Origin of the sequence: Kocuria carniphila, assembly GCF_004136555.1 — a bacterium.
Taxonomy (GTDB): Bacteria; Actinomycetota; Actinomycetes; order Actinomycetales; family Micrococcaceae; genus Kocuria; species Kocuria carniphila.
Genome location: NZ_NOIT01000018.1, coordinates 42,339 through 62,678, shown reverse-complemented (window position 1 = coordinate 62,678; position 20,340 = coordinate 42,339). Strand labels below are relative to the sequence as shown.

At 64.6% G+C, this 20,340-nt stretch carries 19 protein-coding genes; 5 read left to right on the top strand and 14 right to left on the bottom strand.

Features of this window, described 5'->3' with window-relative positions:
- Positions 1–7: 7 nt before the first annotated feature.
- Complete coding sequence (locus EWV37_RS13290) at positions 8–1,270, top strand: THUMP-like domain-containing protein (protein ID WP_129702142.1); 1,263 nt, start codon at positions 8–10, stop codon at positions 1,268–1,270.
- 96 nt (positions 1,271–1,366) lie between these two features.
- Positions 1,367–2,515 (top strand): glutamate--cysteine ligase, encoded by a 1,149-nt coding sequence (locus EWV37_RS13285; protein ID WP_129702140.1) that lies wholly within the window; start codon positions 1,367–1,369, stop codon positions 2,513–2,515.
- Between the two features lie 91 nt (positions 2,516–2,606).
- Here the strand turns inward: EWV37_RS13285 and tsaD are convergent, their stop codons facing one another.
- From tsaD to alr, 4 genes are all read right to left on the bottom strand, one after another.
- Positions 2,607–3,686, bottom strand: coding sequence for a tRNA (adenosine(37)-N6)-threonylcarbamoyltransferase complex transferase subunit TsaD (tsaD, locus tag EWV37_RS13280; RefSeq protein ID WP_129702138.1), 1,080 nt, complete (start codon positions 3,684–3,686; stop codon positions 2,607–2,609).
- Positions 3,673–4,149: a ribosomal protein S18-alanine N-acetyltransferase gene (gene rimI, locus EWV37_RS13275; protein ID WP_129702150.1), complete on the bottom strand. Its 477-nt coding sequence runs from the start codon at positions 4,147–4,149 to the stop codon at positions 3,673–3,675. Before rimI ends, tsaD begins: the two co-directional genes overlap by 14 nt.
- A 62-nt stretch (positions 4,150–4,211) precedes the next feature.
- Positions 4,212–4,892 carry a tRNA (adenosine(37)-N6)-threonylcarbamoyltransferase complex dimerization subunit type 1 TsaB gene (gene tsaB, locus EWV37_RS13270; RefSeq protein WP_129702136.1) on the bottom strand — a complete coding sequence of 227 codons (681 nt, stop codon included), beginning with the start codon at positions 4,890–4,892 and terminating at the stop codon, positions 4,212–4,214.
- 22 nt (positions 4,893–4,914) lie between these two features.
- Positions 4,915–6,933: an alanine racemase gene (gene alr / locus EWV37_RS13265; RefSeq protein ID WP_238663273.1), complete on the bottom strand. Its 2,019-nt coding sequence runs from the start codon at positions 6,931–6,933 to the stop codon at positions 4,915–4,917.
- 79 nt (positions 6,934–7,012) lie between these two features.
- Here alr and EWV37_RS13260 point away from each other — a divergent pair, with 79 nt between their 5' ends.
- On the top strand, positions 7,013–8,314 hold the full coding sequence (locus EWV37_RS13260) for a glycosyltransferase (RefSeq protein ID WP_238663271.1): 1,302 nt from the start codon (positions 7,013–7,015) through the stop codon (positions 8,312–8,314).
- Between the two features lie 10 nt (positions 8,315–8,324).
- On the top strand, positions 8,325–9,122 hold the full coding sequence (locus EWV37_RS13255) for a phosphatase (protein ID WP_173674345.1): 798 nt from the start codon (positions 8,325–8,327) through the stop codon (positions 9,120–9,122).
- A 141-nt stretch (positions 9,123–9,263) separates the two neighbouring features.
- On the opposite strand, the gene EWV37_RS13250 is transcribed toward EWV37_RS13255, so the two are convergent.
- The 3 genes from EWV37_RS13250 to mgrA all read right to left on the bottom strand — a co-directional run bounded on the left by EWV37_RS13250 (position 9,264) and on the right by mgrA (position 12,366).
- Entirely contained in the window at positions 9,264–10,349 is a 1,086-nt protein-coding gene (locus EWV37_RS13250; RefSeq protein ID WP_129702132.1) for an inositol-3-phosphate synthase, read from the bottom strand.
- A 161-nt stretch (positions 10,350–10,510) separates the two neighbouring features.
- The gene (locus EWV37_RS13245) at positions 10,511–11,278 is read right to left on the bottom strand and encodes a LysE family translocator (protein WP_129702130.1); all 768 of its coding nucleotides are present in this window, start codon (positions 11,276–11,278) and stop codon (positions 10,511–10,513) included.
- Positions 11,275–12,366, bottom strand: a complete 1,092-nt coding sequence (gene mgrA, locus EWV37_RS13240; protein WP_129702128.1) for an L-glyceraldehyde 3-phosphate reductase — start codon at positions 12,364–12,366, stop codon at positions 11,275–11,277. Before mgrA ends, EWV37_RS13245 begins: the two co-directional genes overlap by 4 nt.
- 143 nt (positions 12,367–12,509) lie before the next feature.
- Between mgrA and EWV37_RS13235 the strand changes: the two genes are divergently transcribed.
- The gene (locus tag EWV37_RS13235) at positions 12,510–13,229 is read left to right on the top strand and encodes a FadR/GntR family transcriptional regulator (protein ID WP_129702126.1); all 720 of its coding nucleotides are present in this window, start codon (positions 12,510–12,512) and stop codon (positions 13,227–13,229) included.
- Positions 13,230–13,270: 41 nt separating this feature from the next.
- Here the strand turns inward: EWV37_RS13235 and EWV37_RS13230 are convergent, their stop codons facing one another.
- The 7 genes from EWV37_RS13230 to EWV37_RS13200 all read right to left on the bottom strand — a co-directional run bounded on the left by EWV37_RS13230 (position 13,271) and on the right by EWV37_RS13200 (position 20,303).
- Positions 13,271–14,029, bottom strand: a complete 759-nt coding sequence (locus EWV37_RS13230; protein WP_129702124.1) for an SDR family NAD(P)-dependent oxidoreductase — start codon at positions 14,027–14,029, stop codon at positions 13,271–13,273.
- A gap of 35 nt (positions 14,030–14,064) precedes the next feature.
- A complete protein-coding gene (locus EWV37_RS13225; RefSeq protein ID WP_129702122.1) occupies positions 14,065–14,913 on the bottom strand; it encodes a fumarylacetoacetate hydrolase family protein in 849 nt (282 codons plus the stop codon).
- A gap of 41 nt (positions 14,914–14,954) precedes the next feature.
- On the bottom strand, positions 14,955–15,923 hold the full coding sequence (locus EWV37_RS13220) for an aldo/keto reductase (RefSeq protein ID WP_129702120.1): 969 nt from the start codon (positions 15,921–15,923) through the stop codon (positions 14,955–14,957).
- 20 nt (positions 15,924–15,943) lie between these two features.
- Entirely contained in the window at positions 15,944–16,942 is a 999-nt protein-coding gene (locus tag EWV37_RS13215; RefSeq protein ID WP_129702118.1) for an amidohydrolase family protein, read from the bottom strand.
- A 2-nt stretch (positions 16,943–16,944) separates the two neighbouring features.
- Positions 16,945–17,406, bottom strand: a complete 462-nt coding sequence (locus EWV37_RS13210; RefSeq protein ID WP_129702116.1) for an RbsD/FucU family protein — start codon at positions 17,404–17,406, stop codon at positions 16,945–16,947.
- Positions 17,403–18,785, bottom strand: a complete 1,383-nt coding sequence (locus tag EWV37_RS13205) for a sugar porter family MFS transporter (RefSeq protein WP_129702114.1) — start codon at positions 18,783–18,785, stop codon at positions 17,403–17,405. The genes EWV37_RS13210 and EWV37_RS13205 overlap by 4 nt, the downstream gene beginning before the upstream one ends.
- Positions 18,786–18,974: 189 nt before the next feature.
- On the bottom strand, positions 18,975–20,303 hold the full coding sequence (locus EWV37_RS13200; protein ID WP_129702112.1) for an enolase C-terminal domain-like protein: 1,329 nt from the start codon (positions 20,301–20,303) through the stop codon (positions 18,975–18,977).
- Between the last annotated feature and the right edge of the window lie 37 nt (positions 20,304–20,340).

The window sequence follows — 20,340 nt, the reverse complement described above, 5'->3', positions numbered from 1 at the left end:
TGGAACCGTGAATTCCCCCGCCGATGCCGAGATGCACGCCCTCGCCCAGCTCCTCACGCCCCAGGGCCTGCACCTGGTGGATTCGATCGGAACCTACGATCCCGAGCGCTCACTCAAGTTGTCCGAGTCGCTGCGCGCCGAGGGCTACTCGCCCGAGCTGGTCTCCGCGGCCCTCACACAGGCCAAGCTACGCGCCCAGGCCAAGGCCAAATTCGGCGAGTTTGCTCAGCACATGGTCTTCACCCGCAACGGTCTGGAACAGGCCACGCGCTGGTCCGTGGCTGCGCTGCACGCCCGCCGATACGCCCAGGCGGACCTCACCCACGTGGCCGATCTCGGGTGCGGAATCGGTGCGGATTCCCTCGCCCTGGCTGCCCTCGATCGCACCGTGACCGCCGTCGAGAAGGACGAGCTGACCGCCGCTGTGGCCACGGTCAACCTCACCGGGTGGCCCAACGCGAACGTGGTGTGCGGCGACGTCGAAACCCTTGATTTTTCGGATCTCGAGAATGGCGCGCCCGACGGCGTCTGGCTGGATCCCGCGCGTCGGGTCACCGGTTCGGGGCGCACCCAGCGCGTTTTCGACCCCGAGGCGTTTTCGCCTCCCCTCTCCTTCGTGTCGGGGCTGGCCGATCAGGGTTTGGCCGTGGGTGCCAAGCTGGGACCCGGAATTCCTCACGATCAGGTGCCGGCCGACGCAGAGGCACAGTGGGTTTCCGATCACGGCGACGTGGTCGAGGTGGTGCTGTGGTTCAACGCGGTGCGCCGCCCGGACGTGGCCCGTGCCGCGCTCGTGCTGGGCTCGCGCGCGGACGGTTCCGCGACCGCCGCGGAACTGACCTCCGAGACTTGGGATTCCCCCGCTCCCGAAGGTGACCTGCTGGGCGAAGTGGGCGAGTTCTTCTACGAGCCCGACGGCGCCGTGATCCGCGCCGGATTGGTCACTGATCTGGCGCAGCAATTGGACGCGCACCTGATCCACCCGACCATCGCGTATCTGTCCGGGGACGAGCTGCATGACTCCCCGCTGGCCACGGCGTACCGCGTGCGCGACGTGCTGCCTCACAACGTGAAGACCCTCAAGAAGTGGGTGCGGGATCACAACGTGGGCACGCTGACCATCAAGAAGCGCGGCACGGACGTGACTCCGGAACAGCTCAGGAAACAGCTGGCCCCTCGCGGCACCGAAAAAGCCACTCTGGTGATGACACGTTTGCAAGAAATCGGGAAAGAACGTCGCGCGGCGCTGGTGGTTGACCCCGTACACTGAAGTACCCGCTAAGCCGTGCGAGATTCGGTGAAGAATTCCCGGCCTCGCTCATGGACTGCGGGACATCCCCGGTGCACCCATGAGAGGACCACTGCCGTGCACATTGATTTCGTCTCTTCCGAACGCTCATCGTTGGGCGTCGAGTGGGAGATCGCCCTGGTTGATCGTGAAACCGGGGAGCTCGAACCGCGCGGCCAGGAAGTCCTCGAAGCGGTCATCGCGTCCAATCCCGAAATGGGCGAGGACGGCGACCACCCTCGCGTCACCGGTGAGTTCCTGCAGAACACCGTGGAAATGGTCACGGGAGTGTGCCACGACGTAGCCGAGGCCACCGCGCAGTTGAAATTTACGTCGGACGAGATCCGCAAGGTCGCCGATCCCGAGGGGTTGGAGATCTTCGCCGCCGGAACCCATCCGTTCTCGGAGTGGCAGGACCAGGCCGTCGTGGACAAGGAGCGCTACTACAAAGTGGTGGACCGCGCGCAGTACTGGGGCCGCCAAATGGTGATTTACGGCCTGCACGTACACGTGGGCGTGGATCACAAGAACAAGGCCCTGCCGGTTCTCGAAGGGTTGCTGAACTACTACCCGCACTTGCTCGCGCTCTCCGCCAACTCGCCGTACTGGTGCGGCCACGACACCGGCTACGCGTCACACCGTTCCCAGGTGTTCCAGCAGCTGCCCACCGCGGGACTGCCGTTCCAGTTCAAGAGCTGGGACGAATACGAGTCCTACGTTCAGGACTTGCTGACCACCGGCGTGATCGAGGACGATTCCGAAAACCGCTGGGACATCCGACCCGTTCCTCGCTTCGGCACCGTGGAAATGCGCGTGTGCGACGGGCCCTCCACCCTGCACGACGTGAGCGCGCTGACCGCCCTGACCCAGTGCCTCGTGGAGTCCTTCTCCCGCACCCTCAACGACGGCGGAACCATTCACACCATGCCGCCGTGGCACCACCAGGAGAACAAGTGGCGCGCGGCCCGTTACGGTCTGGACGCCATCATCATTCAGAACGCACAGAGTGACGAGCGCCTGATCACCGAGGATCTCACCGAGCTCCTCAACAAGCTGGAGCCCATTGCCTCAGACCTCAGCTGTGGCGACGAGCTCGCGCGCGTGGAGGACATCATCCGCAATGGTGCCGGGTACCAGCGGCAGCAACGCGTGGCCAAGGAGCACAACGGCGACCTGCGCGCCGTGGTCCTGGACATCGTGGAGCGCAACCGCAACTCGGTGGGCTGAACCGCACCCGTCCGTAACGCACGGGCCGCACCGTCAGTCGCGCTCGGGACACACTGCCCAACGCGCCGTTCAGCCCGGTGCCGGGTAAGCGCTACGCCGCCCCCATCGACACCGTGGACACCGGAAGCCCCGGATCCGCGGTGAACACGATCCCGGTCGCGGCGCGACCCTCCGCCGCCAACCGCGCCCCGAGGGCGGCCACCATGGCCCCGTTGTCCGTGCACAGGCTCAGCGACGGAACGATCACCTCGATCCCCCGGGCATTGCAGCGCTCGGTCACCAACGCCCGCAACCGCGAGTTCGCGGCCACGCCGCCCCCCATGAGCAGCGTGTCGATCGAGTTCTCGGTGCACGCCAGAACGGTCTTGCGGGAAATCACGTCCACCACGGATTCCTGGAAGGACGCGGCAACGTCCGCGACCGGAACCGGCTGCCCGGAAGCTTCGTAGGTCTCCACCACTCGAGCCACCGCGGTCTTGAGTCCCGAGAAGGACATGTCGTAGCGGTGCGATCCGGGCTTCTCGGCCGATCCCATGTACTTTCCAGCGGTCAGTCCGCGCGGGAAGCGGAACGCGTTGGGGTCCCCGTCCTGGGCGGCCTTGTCGATGGCCGGTCCCCCGGGATAACCCAGCCCGAGCAACCGGGCGACCTTGTCGTAGGCTTCGCCGGCGGCGTCGTCGATTGTCGCGCCCAGCAAGCGGACGTCGCCGGTGATATCCGGGACGGAAAGAATTTCGGTGTGGCCACCGGAGACGAGCAGCGCGCCCAGGTTCGAGGGCAGCTCGTCGTTGTCGTCGAGCAAACCCACGCTCACGTGGGCGACCAGGTGATTGATGGCATAGAGCGGTTTTCCCGTGGCGACCGCGAGCGCCTTGGCCGCGGCCACCCCCACCATGAGCGCGCCGGCCAGGCCGGGTCCGGAGGTCACGGCAATGGCGTCGATCTCATCGAGCGTCACGCCGGCGTCGTCGAGGGCGGCCTGCAACGTGGGCACGAAGGCTTCCAGGTGCGCGCGCGAGGCAATCTCGGGGATCACGCCGCCGAAACGCACGTGTTCATCCATCGACGAGGACACCGTGTTGGTCAGCAGTTCGGTGCCGCGCACGAGGCCCACGCCCGTTTCGTCGCACGAGGATTCGATGCCCAGCACGAGCGGTTCAGCGGTTGCCATGAATGGTCCTTCCGTCCGCGCTGCGCTGCGGCGGCCCGGCCGGGACCAGCTCGCAGCGCATGATCAGCGCGTCATGACCGTCCCCGTAGTAGCCGGGGCGGGTGTGAATGTGTTCGTAGCCGAAGCGCCGGTACAGCTGCTGCGCCCGGTGGTTGTCCGAGCGCACCTCCAGCAGAATCTCCGTGCCGCGGGCGTGGCGTGCGGCCTCGTGCAGCGCACGCAACAGCGCGCTGCCCAGGCCCTTGCCTTCGTGCCCCGTGGCCACCGCGATGGTCTGCACGTCCGCGACCGGCGGGATGCACATCATGCCCGCGTAACCGACGATCTCCTGCTCTCGCGTGAGCGCCCAATACTGTCGAGTGGGGTGGGCCAGTTCCTCGTCGAACATGTGGCGCGGCCACGCGTCCTCGGGGAACAGCGCGGTCTCCAGCGCGTAGACCTCGTCCAGGTCCGCGGGTTGCATGGGTCGCAGGGCGTAGCCTTCCGGCAACGACGACGCCGCCGCACCGGCCGCTTCGTGTGCCGTCACCGCAGTGCCTTCTTGCGTTGCACGGGCACCTTGGCGTCCGACTCGCGCAGGTAGAGCGGGGACGTGTCCGTGCTCAGGCCCGTGCCCCGCTCCTGCAGCGCCCAGGCAGCGCGGGAGAGATCGGCGGCGGTTGGTTGCCAGTCGGTGGAGTCCGCCACGGTCTGCGGAAGTTGGTCGGCATACAGCCCGGCACCGGAGCCGTAGACCGGCAGCTTCGGGAGACCCTCGGGGGCGGTGACCTGTGGACCGTCCACGGACACCGCGAAACGGCCGTGGCCGTCCTCGTGGACCTCGTAACGGCCCCAGTACAGCTCCTTGCGGCGGGCATCGGTGGCGACCAGGAACTCGGTTCGCTCCGTGGTGCCCTGTGCCGCCCGATGGGCCAGTGCGTCCAGGGAGCACAGGCCGTACACGGGAAGATTCCACGCGAAACCAAACGTGCGGCCGCTCACCAATCCCGCGCGCAGACCCGTGAAGGGGCCGGGTCCGGTCCCCACCAGAATGGCCTTCAGCTGTGACGGTTCTACATCCGCCTGACCCAGCAGGTTGTAGACGGCCGGGGCCAGGGCCTCGGCATGGGAACGTGTGTCCTGGGTGGCGAACTCCGCGAGCACCTCCCCGTTACGGGTCAGCGCCGCGGACGCAATGGACGACGAATCCAGACTCAGCACAAGCACCTGAACAGTCTAAGCCCGGCGATCAGAGGTCCAGACGCTCGAACCAGCGGGGACCGTAGCCGCGCATGATGATGGTGCGCGGCTCATCCGTGTCTTCCTCGTCCTCATCCCATTCCTCGTTGAGGGCATCGAGAGCGCTCGCGAGGGACTGGGACTCCTCGGCCGCCGCGGAGCTCTCGCCCGGTCCCTGGGCACCAGCGCCGGACTGTTCCGTCTCGCCCGCGCTCTGGTTGATCTCGTAGTTCAGGGAAAAGGCCGCCGACGGCGCTCCCACCGCTCCCCGGGGTCGCACGATGTCGATGACCAGGCGCGATTCGCTCAGGTGCTCCACCTTGCCGGTACCCCACTCGACCACGGTCACGCTGGACTCCACCGTGTCCTCGAGGTCGATGTTGTCGATGTCCGCTGAGGTGTCCAAACGGTAGGCATCCACGTGCACGAGATCCGGTCCACCGGGGTTGGGACCTGCCGGCAGATTCGGGTGCTTGCGGGACAGAACGAACGTGGGCGAAATGATGCCCTCGCGCACACCCATTCCCGCTCCGAGCCCCTGTGTGAACGTCGTCTTGCCTGCGCCCAGTTCGCCGTTGAGCATGAGCAGGTCCCCGGCCTTCAGGTGCGTGGCAAGTTTCTGCGCGATCAGCTGGGTTTCTTCCGCGGAGGACGGATAGCGGGTCAGTGTCCAGTTCGGCTGGGTGTAGGACTCCCCGGAGGAATCACGCGTGGGCCGCGGGTCCTGCGGCAGACTGTGGGCGGCCAAGGCGCTGGCACTGCGAGACACGGTCACGTCCCCCAGAGTCAGATGGCTGTGGCTCGTGTACTCACGGGGCACGCGCGGGGACACCCGCGTGACGATCTCGTAGTTGATGCTTCCAGAAGCGTCCGCCCACTCGGTCGCTGACGGGTAGTCACCAGCGCCGAAGAGCACGGCCTCGTCCCCGATGTGCACCATGGGATCCACGGCTTCGTCCACCACGGGGGTTCCGGCGGGGATGCCCTCGGGTGTCACGGTCTGGCCCTGCGCCAGGTCGATCACGCACTGGTCCATGGCAATGCGGCCGACCACGGGGTAAACCCGGCCACCGATGTAGACGGGTGCTCCGGTCGCAACGCGGGGAACGCCGTCGGCATAGCCCAGCGGGATGAGCGCGAGGTGCGTGGGGCCCTCGGTGCGGTAGGTGAGTCCGTAGGAGACGCCCTGACCAGTGGGGACGGCCTTGACGTTGGCCACGCGCGTGCGCAGGGTCATGGCGGGAATCAAACCGAAATCCTTGGGCGGGCGGTCCTCGAACGGGCTCAGTCCGTAGATGCCCAGACCGATGCGCACGGCGTCGCGCAGGATGTAGTCGGGGTCCTCGAGCTGATCCGCGGACAACAGTGCGGGCGTGTTGGCGGCGTGGATCATGGCGGGTTTCAGGCCGGCCTTGCGCGCGATCCGCACGGCATCGGTCAGGGCGTTGAGCTGCTCCATGGTCTCGTCACCGCGGGCAGGTTCGTCCGCCACGGACAGGTGCGTGAAGATGCCCTCCACATGGACCAGACCCTCGTTCTGGGCGGCCACTACCCGCTCCACCAGCTCCGGCCATTGCCCGGCGGTGGAGCCGTTGCGGCCCAGACCGGTGTCGATCTTGAGGTGCAGTGTGGCCGTCTTACCGGTCTCACGGGCGGCGGTGAGCACGGCGTCGAGCTCCCAACCGCTGATCCCCAGGGACACGTTGTGTTCCAGTGCGTCAAAGAAGTCGGTGCTCGTGGTGTGCAGCCACGAGAGCACGGGTGCGGTGATCCCTGCGTAGCGCAACGCGAGTGCCTCACTCACGTGCGCGGTGCCCAACAGATCCGCTCCCGCTGAGAGCGCGGTGCGGGCCACCTCCGGGGCACCATGGCCGTAGGCGTCCGCCTTGACCACGGCGATCAATTTTCGTCCGCGCGCCAACTGCGTTAATCGGACCACGTTGTGCCACACGGCCGAGAGGTCGATGACCGCGCTGCGCTCGCTGGGTTCTTCGGACTGCCACGACGTTGTTACGCTCACGCCCTCCATTGTGCCTGTTCCGCGCGCCGCCGCGCGCCTGACCACCATTACTGCACTGTGCCGCGGCGCTTCCCGCTAGGCTGGTCTGGTGCCCCAACAGACCCCGCCGCGCGTGCTGCTCGTGAGCATGCACACCTCGCCCGTGGACCAGCCCGGCTCCGGCGACGCCGGCGGCATGAACGTGTACGTTCTGCACCTGGCCCGTTCGCTGTCCCAGCGCGGTTGGGACGTGGACATGGCCACTCTCGACCGGGATCCTTTGCATCCCGCGGGCATCACGGTGGCTCCTCTGTCCAATGGTCTCCGCTTGCTCTCGGTGGCGCTTCCCGGGGCGGCCAGTGCACCCAAGGAACAGCTCCCCGAGTTCGCGGTCGAGTTCGGCCGCGCGCTCGCCACTTTTTACGACGACGACGACGACGCTCCCCTCCTCGTCCACGCCCATTATTGGCTGTCCGGGGTGGCGGCCCGTGAAATCTGTGAGGCTCTCAAGATCCCCCAGATGCTCACGCTGCACACCTCTGCGGCGGTGAAGAACCTGCGCGCCGGGCCGGGCGAGAATCCGGAACCCGCGTCCCGCGAGCTTGCCGAACGGGAGCTCGTGGCCAGCTCCTGCACCCTGGTGGTCAACACACCCGCCGAGGCCGATCACATGGTGGAGCTCTACGGGGCCTCCCGGGACCGGATTCGTGTGATTCCTCCGGGGGTGGATCCGGAAATCTTCTACCCAAGAGCGCAGACCGCCTCCGCTGATGATTCCGGTGAGCCTTCCGTCACGTCGATCGCCTCGATTGCTCCGTCTTCTTCTGCCCGTGCGGCGGGGCGGCCGTTCACCGTGTTGTGCGCGGGTCGCATGCAGCCACTCAAGGGTCCGCAGATTCTGGTGGCCGCCATGGGACTGTTGCGCCACGAGCACCCCGACTGCGCGATCAGGCTGATCCTTGCGGGGGTGGGCTCCCCAGATTTTCTGGCGGCGTTGCATCGGTTGGTCGCCGAATACGACGTGGCGGACGTCATCGAGTTCCAAGGCTCCATGCCGTCATCCGAACTGGCCGAGTTGATGCGTTCCGTGGATGCGGTGGCCATGCCGTCCTCGTCCGAGACCTTCGGTCTGGTGGCTCTGGAGGCCCAGGCATGCGGAACGCCGGTTCTGGCCACCGACGTGGACGGGCTGCGCTACGCAGTGGAGGACCATCGCACCGGATGGTTGGTGCCCGGGCGCACCCCGGAACTGTGGGCGGAGGCGCTGTACCGAGCGGCGTCGAACCCTGAGCACTGGCGGGCCATGTCCCAGGCTGCGGCGGAGCGGGCGCGCGAACTCACATGGGACCATGTGGCCGCCCAACATGAGGTGGCTTACACACGCTGCGCGGCCGAGCCCGTTAACACCTAGACTCGAGAGTGTGACCACCGCGTATCTCAGCCGTGAATCGTTGGCCAGGTATCTGGATCGATCCCGGATCACCGGCGCCGTAGCGACCCCCCGTGAAGCCAACCTCCGTAACATCCAGGGTTTCCTGGATGGCGACCAGCACCAGCACATGGGCGTCGAACAGACCAAGGACTGGACCTACAAGTCCGTGTTCAAGCTCATGCGTGATCGCGTAGGCATCAATGAGGACCCCAAGTACACGGAGGGCCAGGACTCCATTTCCGCCAACCTGTGCATTGCCGCGCTCGACAAGTACGCGGATGTTTTCAGTGAGGCCGTCAAGGGCCGCAAACGCTTGTTGTTCGCCACGGCACACCCCGCCGGGCTCGCACCCGTCTACGCCCGGCTCGCCCGAGTTGCCCGCAAGTCCGGTGCCCGTGTGCTGCGGGTGGACGGTGCCATCCCGTTCGAGGACGGTGACGTGCGGCAGGTAGAGGATGTCGTGATGGTCGAGCAGTACGGCGGTCTGCGACACACACACTCCCCCGAGCCTATGAAACTGGTTCTGGAGCAGTTGGCCGCAGAGGGTCGCGAGCAGCCGGACCTTGTCGTTTCCGACCACGGCATGGCCGGTTACGCGGGTTCGCGGGCCAAACTACGCACCATCGCCATGGGCGACTGCAACGACCCCGGTATCTTCGTGGCCGAGGCCCAGGGTGACGTGGAGGTCACCGTTCCCCTGGACGACAACGTGGCCCCGCACCTCTACAATCCGCTGGTCGACTACATCATTTCCCGCGCCGGTTTGGCGGGGCAGGACCGGCGATAGATCTGCAACCTGAGATTCTGAGCATTCTGCTGGGGTAAGAGTGGCGCGGGGATGCTTCGGATCTCAGGTACCCACTGAATCGGCGGCGCCCGGTACCGAAATGCTTCGGTACCGGGCGCCGCCGTCGGTTGAAAAACGTGTTTAGCGCTCGATCTCGCCGCGGATGAACTTCTCGACGTTCTCGCGAGCGGTGTCGTCATCGAACTGCTCGGGCGGGGACTTCATGAAGTACGAGGACGCCGAGGTCAGCGGGCCGCCGATGCCGCGGTCCAGGCCGATCTTGGCCGCGCGGATGGCGTCGATGATCACGCCGGCGGAGTTCGGGGAGTCCCACACCTCGAGCTTGTACTCCAAGGAGATGGGTGCATTGCCGAAGCCGTGACCTTCGAGGCGCACGAACGCGAACTTGCGGTCGTCCAGCCAGCCCACGTAGTCCGAGGGGCCGATGTGAACGTCTTTCGCGCGCATCTCGTGCGGCACGTTGGAGGTCACGGCCTGGGTCTTGGAGATCTTCTTGGACTCCAAACGGGAGCGCTCCAACATGTTCTTGAAGTCCATGTTGCCGCCCACGTTGAGCTGGTAGGTGCGGTCCAGCACGTAGCCGCGGTCCTCGAGCAATTTGGCCAGCACGCGGTGGGTGATGGTGGCGCCCACCTGAGACTTGATGTCGTCGCCCACGATGGGAACACCGGCGTCGCGGAACTTCTGTGCCCACTCCTCGGTGCCCGCAATGAACACGGGCAGTGCGTTGACGAAGGCTACGCCGGCGTCGATGGCGGCCTGCGCGTAGTACCGGTCAGCGTCCTCGGAGCCCACGGGCAAGTAGGAGACGAGCACGTCCACCTTGGCGTCACGCAGCGCCTGAGCGACGTCCACCGGTTCTGCATCCGACTCGGTGATCATTTCGCGGTAGTACTCGCCCAGGCCATCCAGGGTGGGGCCGCGCTGCACGGTCACGCCCAGGTTGGGGACGTCCGCGATCTTCATGGTGTTGTTCTCGGATGCCAGGATCGCGTCGGAGAGGTCCCGGCCCACCTTGGCCGCGTCCACGTCGAAGGCCGCCACGAATTCGACATCACGCACGTGGTAAGCACCGAACTGCACGTGCATCAGGCCGGGGACGGCCTCGGAGGGGTCGGCGTCGCGGTAGAAGTGCACGCCCTGAATGAGCGATGTGGCACAGTTGCCCACACCTGCAATGGCCACGCGAATGGGGTGTTCGGACACGGTTCTCCTCGGGGAATCAAGTAGTCAGTGGTCATTGTGCAGACCCGCGCCGACACACGGATGGCTGACCACCGCAGTGCCGCGCCGCACAGAACCAACTCCACAGTCTAGTCAAGCAACGGAGCGGTTAACGTACCGTTGCGGACAGTCATGCCTGGGGCTTACCAGGACAGCGCAGCCTCCACGAGCAGCAGCACAGAGACCGCCAGGAAGACCACCCCGGCGATCAGTTCCACGCCCACGGAGTGGGCTTGGAACCTTGCGGCCAGTGCCGGCACGGATCCGAACCACGCAACGGCGCAGAACCACGCCAGCCCCACCACGAACAACAGCACGGCCACGAGCATTGATTCCCACCACAGCGCATTCGCCGGAACCACCGAGGCGAACAACGCGATGAAGAACACGATGGCCTTGGCATTGGAGAGATTCGTGATGATGCCCTGCACCACCGCTCTGAACCCGGTCAGGTTCTTGGTACCCAGGATCCCCCCGCCGTGCGCGCTGGGCGCGGGTTCGGGAATTTGCTCGGCGGCCTCCACGGTGGCCGGCGACGGCGCCGCCTCACTCGAGCCGGGTACGGCACCGCCCGTCGGGCTCGCGTGGGTAGTCTCCGAACGACGTCGTGAATTCGCCTTGGCCGCGAGCGCCGAGCGAATGGAGCCGTAGCCCATCCACGCGAGGAACAGTGCACCCGCGATCTGGATGGTCAGCTTGAGGACCTCGTTCTGGTTGATCACCACCGTGACGCCGGTGAGCGAGAGGGTGATCCAGATGATGTTGCCGATCATCACGCCTAGTGCCGTGAGCATGGCCTTGCCGCGCGATGACAGGAACGCGTTGCGGAGGATGACCAGAATGTCCGGGCCGGGCGAGACGATGCCCGCGATCCACAGGCCGAGCAGGGCCAGGTACTGTGTGGTGCTCATGCGTGCTTGGAGTCCGTTGCCGCGCCCCAGATGTTGATGTCGGCATCCGTGACCAGAGAGTCGATGCGTTCGAGTTCAGCGTCAGAGAAGTCCAGGTTCTGAATGGCCGCCGCGGAATCAGTGATCTGTTCCGGGGACGACGCCCCCACGAGCGCCGTGGTGACCTGGCCTTCGGCCTGCGGACGCAGGACCCACGCAATGGCCATCTGTGCCAGCGTCTGACCCCGATCCTCGGCCATTGAATTCAGTTCCTTGATCTGCTCCAGGGTGTTGTCTGTCAACCATTCCGGGTTGAGGGACTTGCCCGCGGCAGCGCGAGACTCCCCCGGGACTCCGCCCAGGTACTTGTTCGTGAGCATGCCCTGGGCCAACGGGGAGAAGCTGATGGACCCCATGCCTGCCTCGGTGAGGGCGCCGAGCAGGTTCTTGCCGTCCGCGTGCTCGTTGGGCTTCTCGATCCAGCGGTTGAGCATGGAGTACGAGGGCTGGTGGATGAGCAGCGGGGTGCCCAGCTCCTTCATGATCTTCTGCGCCGCCAGCGTGAGGTCCGCGCTGTAGGACGAGATGCCCACGTAGGTGGCCCGACCAGAACGCACGATGTGGTCCAAGGCGCCCATGGTCTCTTCGAGCGGAGTGTCGGCGTCCGGGCGGTGGTGGTAGAAGATGTCCACCCGGTCCAGACCCATGCGTTCCAGGGACTGGTCGATGGAGTCCAGCAGGTACTTCCGCGAGCCGCCCACTCCCCCGTACGGGCCCGGCCACATCTGCCAGCCGGCCTTGGTGGAGATGATGAGTTCCTGGCGGTACCGGGCGAAGTCCTCACGGAGGATCCGGCCGAAGTTCAATTCGGCGGAGCCGGCCGGCGGGCCGTAGTTGTTGGCCAGATCGAAGTGGGTGATACCCAGGTCGAAGGCCTTGCGCAGGGTGGCGCGCATGTTTGCCACTGGGGTGTCGTCACCAAAGTTGTGCCACAGCCCCAGGGACAGCGCGGGCAGCTTCAAACCAGAGTTCCCCACCCGCCGATAGGGCATGGTTTCGTAGCGGTCCTGGGCCGCGGTCCAGACAGTGTCATCACCGAAAGTCAGCATGGGAACTAGTCTGCCACCTGACTCAAAGCGACCTGTTATTTGACTCATAAGCTTTCTCTCGAACACGTCAGGGATACTTGGGGAGGCGGGTTTCCGCCACCCCGTTAGTCCGTGTCTGACCACCAAATTCAGGAGATCGCACCGTGTCGCTCACCAATACCGCCATGGCCAGGTTGCGCGCCATGATCCTCAATGGTGAGCTGGGCCCCGGCGACAGGCTGCCCCCGGAGAAGGAACTGGCAGATCGCCTGGGCCTGTCACGTAGTTCGCTACGCGAAGCGGTCAAGGCACTCGAAGTGGTGCGGATTCTGGACATCAGGCAGGGCGACGGCACGTACGTGACGGAGTTGAACACCCAGCACCTCTCCGAGGCGATCTCTTTCGTACTGGAGTTGCATCAGAACTCATCAGTCCTGGAGCTGCTGGAAACCCGCCGCGTTCTGGAAGCTGCCGCGGTCGAATTAGCCGCAGCACGGATCTCGGAGGAGCAGCTCGAGAAAATCCAGCGGACTCTGGACGATACGGATGTGGAGAACATCGACTCGCTCGTGGACCAGGACCTGGCCTTTCACGGCATCATCGGAGATGCCGCCGGCAATGGCTATCTGAGCTCCCTGACGGGCAGCCTCAACTCACGAACTGTTCGGGCCCGCGCCTGGCGCGGGATGACGCAGCAGGGCTCGGCCGAACGCACTATGGAAGAGCACCAGGAGATTCTGGACGCCCTCCGCCGCAGGGACCCCGCGCTGGCCCGCGCCGCCATGATCCACCACCTTCAGGGCGTGGAGCGCTGGCTGCGCATTGCCCTGACCGAAACCCCCGTCTCAGACATCCCGGAAGACCTCAACGGCCCGGCCGATTGAGCATGTCAACCGGCCGGGCCGTTCTGGTTCGCTAGCATCGATCACTCGGCAGGGCGCAGGCGCAGAGCCTCCATACCACCGTCCACTGCAAGATCGACGCCACTGGTCGATGCGTTGAGTGGGCTGGCCAAATAGCAAATGGCGGAGGCCACCTCGTCCGGTTCCACGAGCCGTCCGTGCGGCTGGCGAGCGTTCAGGGCTGCCCGTTCGGCTTCGGGGTCGGGCGCCTTGGACAGCAAATTGCCGATCCAGGGGGTGTTGGCGGTTCCCGGATTCACGCAGTTCACCCGGATTCCCTCGCGCAGGTGATCCGCTGCCATGGCCCGGGTCATCGCGAGAATCGCACCCTTGGTAGCCGAGTACAGCACTCGTTCGGGCAGACCCGCGGTCGCCGCGATGGAGCACGTGTTGACCACGGACGCGTGCTTCGATTTCCGCAGGTACGGCAGCGCCGCCCGGGTCACGCGGACCATACCGACCACGTTGATGTCCCAGACGCGGTGCCACTCATCGTCGTCGTTGGCGGCGACGTCACCCTGGGCCCCGATTCCGGCATTGTTGATCACCACGTCGATCCCGCCCAGTTCGGCCACGACCTTGTCGATCGCGTTCTGGACCGAGGCGTCGTCGGCGACGTCGCACTGGACCTGAACCGCGCCCGTGGCAGCGTTCGCGGGGTTGAGATCGAGAACGGCAACTTTGGCACCTTTAGCCTGCAAAGCCCGGGTCGCGGAATCTCCGATCCCCGAAGCACCTCCGGTGACAACGGCCACCAGTCCATCGAATTCTTGTGAGCTCATGAATGTCTCTCCTCGTTACTTCGGTGCTGGCCGGTTCAGGAACGGGCAACCATGCGGTGACGCTGTTGACCGATACCCTCGATCTCCACCTCCACCACGTCGCCGTCCTTCAAATACGGGAACTTTCCGGACAGCGCTACGCCCTTGGGCGTGCCGGTGGAGATGATGTCCCCCGGTTCCAGCTGCATGTAATGGGACAGGTGCTTCACGATGTACTCGACCGAGAAGATCATGTCCGAGGTCCGCGATCCCTGCCGCGGCTCGCCGTTGACTGAGGAACCCAGTGCCACGTCGTGCGGGTCGAACTCATCCGCGGTCACAACCACCGGCCCCAGTGGCATGTAGTCCTTGATGCACTTGCCCTTGGACCACTGGCCCCCCGAGTCTTCGATCTGATAGGCACGCTCGGACAGATCGTCCGCCAGGGTATAGCCGGCAATACATTCCGCAGCTTCTGCTTCGGTCTCCAAATAGGCCGCTTGCTTGCCCACCACGATGACCAGCTCGACTTCCCAGTCGCTCTTCTCTGACCCCGGTGGCAACGCGATGTTGTCGTTGGGGCCGGTCAAGGTGTTGGGAGTCTTGAAGAAGATGATGGGCAGTTTGGGAGGTGCGTCACCCGACTCGGCAGCGTGCTCCACGTAGTTCTGGCCGATGCAGATCACCGCAGAAGGCCTGGTGAGTGGCGCACCGATGCGCTGACCGGTGATGTCCGCGTTCGACAGCTCGCCGCGTTCCAGGGCAGCTCGCAGGGATTCGATCCCCCCGGTCGCGAAAAACTCCGGGTCGAAATCCTTCACCGCTGCGGAAGCATCGTAATGCGCCCCCTGATATTCGACGACCGGGATTTCTTGCCCCTTCTCGCCCACTCGCATCAGTTTCATGTGTTCCTCCGTGTATCTCGTTGAGCAGTAGTGTCTTTGGATCAGTGATTGGTGATGAGCCCCGCATCCGCGGCTGCGGACCAGAATTCGTCCGGGACAGGTGTCTCGAAGAGCTCCACATTGCGGCGCACGTGGTCCGGAGTCCTCATCCCCACCACGCTGGTCACGATCGCCGAATGGCGCATCGGGAAGGCCAGAGCTGCGGCAGGCAAGGTGGTGCTGTACTCTGCCGCGAGATCCGCCAGTTTCCTGGCCCGCGCGAGGAGCTCCGGCGGAGCGGCGTCGTAGTTGTAATGCGCGTCGTCCGGGACATCCTGGCGGGCCAGGAGACCCGAGTTGAAAACTCCCACCGCATTGACTTTCACGTTGTGCTCCACGCACGCGGGCAGCAACGATTGAGCCGCCTCCTGTTCCAGGAGCGTGTACCGGCCGGCCAACATGATGATGTCCGGTTGAGTTTCCCTCACGAACCGTTCCAGCATTTGCCACTGGTTCATGCCGGCACCCCAGGCTTGGATCACGCCTTGCTCGCGCAGCTCTGACAAAGCGGGTACTGCTCCGTGCAACGCCTGCTCCCAGTACTCATCCGGGTCGTGGATATAGGCGATGTCCACCCGGTCCAGTCCCAGGCGTTCCAAGGATTCCTCGAGGGACCGCTTCACGCCGTCCGAGGAGTAATCCCGCACGCGGTACAGGTCATCAGGAACTTCGAATCCCTCGGTGTCCTTTCCCTGAGGATGTGGGTTGTCCCGGAGCAAACGTCCCACCTTGGTGGAGAGAATGAACTCGTCGCGCGGCTTGGTCTGCAGAAATGCGCCGAGCCTCCGTTCCGAGAGTCCCAACCCGTAGTGCGGTGCGGTATCGAAGTGGCGAATTCCCAAGTCCCACGCCGTTTCGAGCGCCTCACGGGCCGTGGCGTCATCGACCGTGCGGTATAGGTTTCCGAGCTGTGCCGCCCCGTAACCCAGTCGACCGTGACGGGCGATTGCTTCTTCGAGTGATGGCTTCATAACGGTTGTCCTCTTGACGTTCACAAGTTGTTCTGGTGGTTGCTGTGCGGAGCGCTCTCCGCATTGGTAGCGGTCGCACTGGTAGCCGTCGCTGTCTGCTCACTCAGGCCGTAGATCCGCTGCGCGGTCAAGGATGCGATTGACTCGAGCGCTGGCCCGGTCAGGTCGGGTTTCAGCAGCTGGATCTGGAACTGAATGCAGTCCCGTGGTCGGACCCATCCCTTCCCCGATACCGGTGCGTCAGAACCGAGCATGACGCGTTCGTGGCCGAAGTTCCTGAGCGCAAACCGCAGCGGCGCGCTGCACAATTCAGCGGCCTCAGGTGTCAGCACTGTTCGCGAGGACTGCTCGGTTGCCGGCTCCGATCTGGCTCTCTGCGGCTGATACGGCGGGGGCATTTCGGCGACCAGGCCCGAACACTTCACAACCACCCGGGGGTCGGCCGCCAGCGTTGCGATGTCGTCACGCCAGCGCGTCAGGTCCTGCCCCAGCGGAGGCTTTCCCAGATGGTCAAGCACCAGGGTTCCGTCCGTGTCGAGCATCCGCAGCATGTGCGTCACCTCCACGAGCTGGTGGGCCCGAACGCACACGTCGAACGGCAATCCGGCCGAATGCACTGCAGCAATGACGCCGACGACGTCGCGAGACGCCAATTCTCCCGGGCCAAGTTCTTGCAGGTTGTGTCTGACTCCAGCCACGCGTGGTGTGTCTGCGAGCGCGCTCATCGTGTCCTGAGTGGCACCCATCCCATGGGGTAATGCCGCGATGATGCCCAGGACCTTGTCGTTCCGTTCGGCAATGTCGAGCAGCCATTCCAGCTCAGCTCTCTCGTAGCCGACGTCGACCCCCGCCTCCACCAGCACCGAGGGCAGAGGTTCCGATTCCTCGAACAGGTCCTCCGTGGGAAGGCCTGCTCCTCGGACCCAGTTCCACGGCAGGTGGTGCAGATCCCACAGGTGACGGTGGGAATCCACCACGGGCACCAGGGTGTGCTCGGGGGCCGACGTCGTCTGATTCATTACTACGCAGCCCTCCCCGCGCCGGTGGTGTTCACCAAGGTAGGAGTTTCCGGGATCACGCCTACCGTGAGCAGGAGATTGGCGTACTGGCGCTGCTCACCGGTGGCGATGACCACAGCCACGTCATTATCGCGAGCACGGTCGTAGAACGTGAACCGTTCCAATCCCGTCAATTCGACCTGGGATCCGAGGGTCTCGCCGTAGCCCTCGACGGCCGGCGAAGCGGCGCCGTCGGCGTTCTCCATGTACTCGGCGGCCTCTACCGGAACCGTGGTAATTAGGAGCTCCAGAACCTGGTCCGCCGTCAGCAACCCCGGTGCCACGTTGAGCGGGATCCGTGTGGCGCGAGGGCCCACCCCCGTGACGTGGGGGTAGTTGCCATCGGCGATGAGGATCTTGGTTCCGTGACCGCACCGGGCCAATGCGGCCAACAACTCTGGATGGGTGATTGGTGTTCGCATCATGAGTTACTGCCCGCGGTCTGCTTGTCGGTCACGGACTTGACCTCACCGAAAATCTCTTCTTCGATCTCCTCGAGGGAACGGCCCTTGGTCTCCGGCACCCGCAGAATCGTGTAAGCCGTTCCTGCCACTGACAGGACCGCGAAGACCATGAAGATCCACGGGCCCATGCCTGCGAGCAGCATGGGGAACACCAGGGCGAAGGTCGCATTGAGCAGGTACTGCGTGAAGGTGATGATGCCGGTACCGATAGCGCGAGTCTGCAGCGGCAGGATCTCCGGAACGTACAGCCAGAACACCGGGCCCAGTCCGAAGCCGAAGGAGAAGGTGTAGACGAACACCGCAGCCACGGCGATCCACCCGGATTCGGCGAAGAAGGTCAAGACGACCATCGCCACTGCCTGACCAGCCATGGAGACGGCGAGCATTTTCACACGGCCCATCTTGTCGATCAGCGGTAGAGCAATGGCTGTGGAGATCACCAGGGCCGTGCCCACGCCGTAGTTGGCCACGGCACCGGGGTTGTTACCAAGCCCCTCCACGTCCTTGAAGATGATGGGCGCGTAGTAGACCACCGCGTTGATGCCGGTCCACACCTGGAAGAACGTCAGGATGGCAAGAATGGTGAGCGGTTTCCGCGCGTCGGACAGGACACCGCCCAGGCCCTTGGTGGGGCGGTCCAGGACCTCTTCGATTTCCTGGATTTCCTTGGCCGCGAATTCCTTACCACCGCGCATGGTCCGCAGAACGTTGAGCGCGTCTCGGGAACGACCACGCATCATCAACCAGCGAGGTGAGGGCGGAGCGATGACCATACCCACGAAGAAGATCACTGCAGGAATCACGCCCAAGCCGAGCATCCAGCGCCAGCCGTCGGGGGTGCTGTGGAAGATGTCGCCCACCGCGTAGGCGGCCAGGATTCCGACATTCACGGCAAGCTGGTACAGGCCGGTCAGCAGACCACGAACACGCGTGGGTGCCAACTCCGACAGGTAGATCAAGCCGAACATGTTGGCAATACCGATACCGAATCCCAGGAAGAACCGCGCAGCCATCAGGCCAACGGGGCCCGAAACAATGGCGCAGAACAAGGATCCGAGAATGAAGATCACACCACCAACCAGCAGGATCTGCCGCCGGTCGAAGCGACGAGCCGCAATGGTGGAGACCACGATGGAGGGCAGCGCGCCGTAGAGCAGCAGCGAGGTGATGAGGCCGGTCTGTGATGCCGTGAGGCCAAATTGGCCCTCGAGCAATGGCAAGGCACCCGAGATGGCCCCGGAGTCGAAGCCGTACAACAGGCCGGACAAGCCCGCCAGTACCGCGACCAGGTACACCTTGCGCGGGATCGGCTCGCGCATGAAGTCTGCCTGGGCCGCCATACCGGGAGCAGCCGACGTTGCTGCGCCAGTTGTACGTGTGTCACGCGTTTCGCCGTGAATTTCAGGCGCGCCAGCGGCGCGCGATGAACCGAAATTGGACATGAGAACCCCTAAAGGTCATTCGTGGGTCGGCATCTTTGCCGGCCCTCACGTTGGATGAGGTAAAAATCAGAACTGAGGCGGGCGTCGCTAGACGCTGACACCCACGGGGGTGTCGGTGGTCGCCCACTCGGCACCGTTCGGGAACTCGTACCGGGCCAAGGATGGCTGGGACATTTCCGCTGTGGAGCCCGGCGCTTCGGGCGGCCAGTACCGTCCGTCATGGACGTCCACGGGTGTCAGAAAATGTTCGTGCAAGTGGTCCACGAACTCGATCATGCGGGAGTTGTCCAGCTGCCCGGAGATGGCAATGGAATCAAAGAAGGACAAGTGCTGGACCAGTTCGCACAGGCCCACTCCCCCTGCATGGGGGCACACCCGCACGCCGAAGTGCGCAGCGAGTAGCAGGATGGTGATGTTCTCGTTCACACCTGCCACGCGGCAAGCGTCCATCTGCAGAACTTGAAGACTCTTTGCCTGAAGCATCTGTTTGAACACCACGCGGTTCTGCACGTGCTCACCTGTTGCCACGGGAATTGGAGCGATCGCCTCGGCAATTGCCGCATGCCCGAGGACATCGTCCGGGCTGGTGGGCTCTTCGACCCAGGCCAGGTCGTAGGGAGCCAATTCACGAACCCACTCGATGGCATCTGCGACATCCCATCGCTGATTCGCGTCAATGGCGATCGGGAAATCCGGGCCACACACCTCGCGAGCCTTGCGGACTCGACGGATGTCGTCCTGAAGATTGGCTCCCACTTTGAGTTTGATCTGTGGGAAGCCATCGGCCATGGCTTCACGCGCTAGCCGCTCGAGCTTCTCATCGGAGTAGCCCAGCCACCCCGGAGAGGTGGTGTAGGCGGCGTAACCCTCCGCTCGCACTCGGTCGATGCGTGCCTGCTTTTCTTCCGCCCCGCGCCGCAGGATATTCAGAGCCTCCTGCTCCGACATGGCATCGGTGAGGTATCGCAGATCGATGAGCCCGAACAGTTCCTCGGGCGACATCTCCGCCAACAGCAGCCACAAGGGCTTATTGGCCTTCTTGGCCTTGAGATCCCACAGGGCATTGATAACAGCGCCGATGGCCATGTGCATCACGCCCTTTTCGGGGCCGAGCCAGCGCAACTGTGAATCGTTATTGAGTTCTCGCCACACACTTCCCAGGTCATCCAGGAGGGGTTCGACCTCCCGTCCGATGAACCGTTGGACGACCACCTCAATGGCCGCTGCTTGGACGTCGTTGCCACGTCCGATGGTGAAAACGAAGCCGTGGCCTTCCACTCCGTCGGGGTGGTCGGTGCGTAGTTCAAGGTACGCCGCTGAGTAATCGGGATCGGGGTTCATGGCGTCCGATCCGTCCAACTCCTTGGAGGTGGGGAACCGAATGTCTCGCACTCGGCTTTCGACAATGGTGCTCATGCTTGGCCTTTCGCAGGCGGATCGCTGAAGTGTGCTC

What these genes read in the sequence shown, in the direction of transcription:
- EWV37_RS13220 (WP_129702120.1), bottom strand. Translation starts at nt 15,923, where the DNA reads ATGAAGCCATCACTCGAAGAAGCAATCGCCCGTCACGGTCGACTGGGT.
- EWV37_RS13245 (WP_129702130.1), bottom strand. Translation starts at nt 11,278, where the DNA reads ATGAGCACCACACAGTACCTGGCCCTGCTCGGCCTGTGGATCGCGGGC.
- alr (WP_238663273.1), bottom strand. Translation starts at nt 6,933, where the DNA reads ATGGAGGGCGTGAGCGTAACAACGTCGTGGCAGTCCGAAGAACCCAGC.
- EWV37_RS13210 (WP_129702116.1), bottom strand. Translation starts at nt 17,406, where the DNA reads ATGATGCGAACACCAATCACCCATCCAGAGTTGTTGGCCGCATTGGCC.
- rimI (WP_129702150.1), bottom strand. Translation starts at nt 4,149, where the DNA reads ATGCAACCCGCGGACCTGGACGAGGTCTACGCGCTGGAGACCGCGCTG.
- EWV37_RS13225 (WP_129702122.1), bottom strand. Translation starts at nt 14,913, where the DNA reads ATGAAACTGATGCGAGTGGGCGAGAAGGGGCAAGAAATCCCGGTCGTC.
- tsaD (WP_129702138.1), bottom strand. Translation starts at nt 3,686, where the DNA reads ATGGCAACCGCTGAACCGCTCGTGCTGGGCATCGAATCCTCGTGCGAC.
- EWV37_RS13230 (WP_129702124.1), bottom strand. Translation starts at nt 14,029, where the DNA reads ATGAGCTCACAAGAATTCGATGGACTGGTGGCCGTTGTCACCGGAGGT.
- mgrA (WP_129702128.1), bottom strand. Translation starts at nt 12,366, where the DNA reads ATGCTGACTTTCGGTGATGACACTGTCTGGACCGCGGCCCAGGACCGC.
- EWV37_RS13205 (WP_129702114.1), bottom strand. Translation starts at nt 18,785, where the DNA reads ATGGCGGCCCAGGCAGACTTCATGCGCGAGCCGATCCCGCGCAAGGTG.
- EWV37_RS13200 (WP_129702112.1), bottom strand. Translation starts at nt 20,303, where the DNA reads ATGAGCACCATTGTCGAAAGCCGAGTGCGAGACATTCGGTTCCCCACC.
- EWV37_RS13215 (WP_129702118.1), bottom strand. Translation starts at nt 16,942, where the DNA reads ATGAATCAGACGACGTCGGCCCCCGAGCACACCCTGGTGCCCGTGGTG.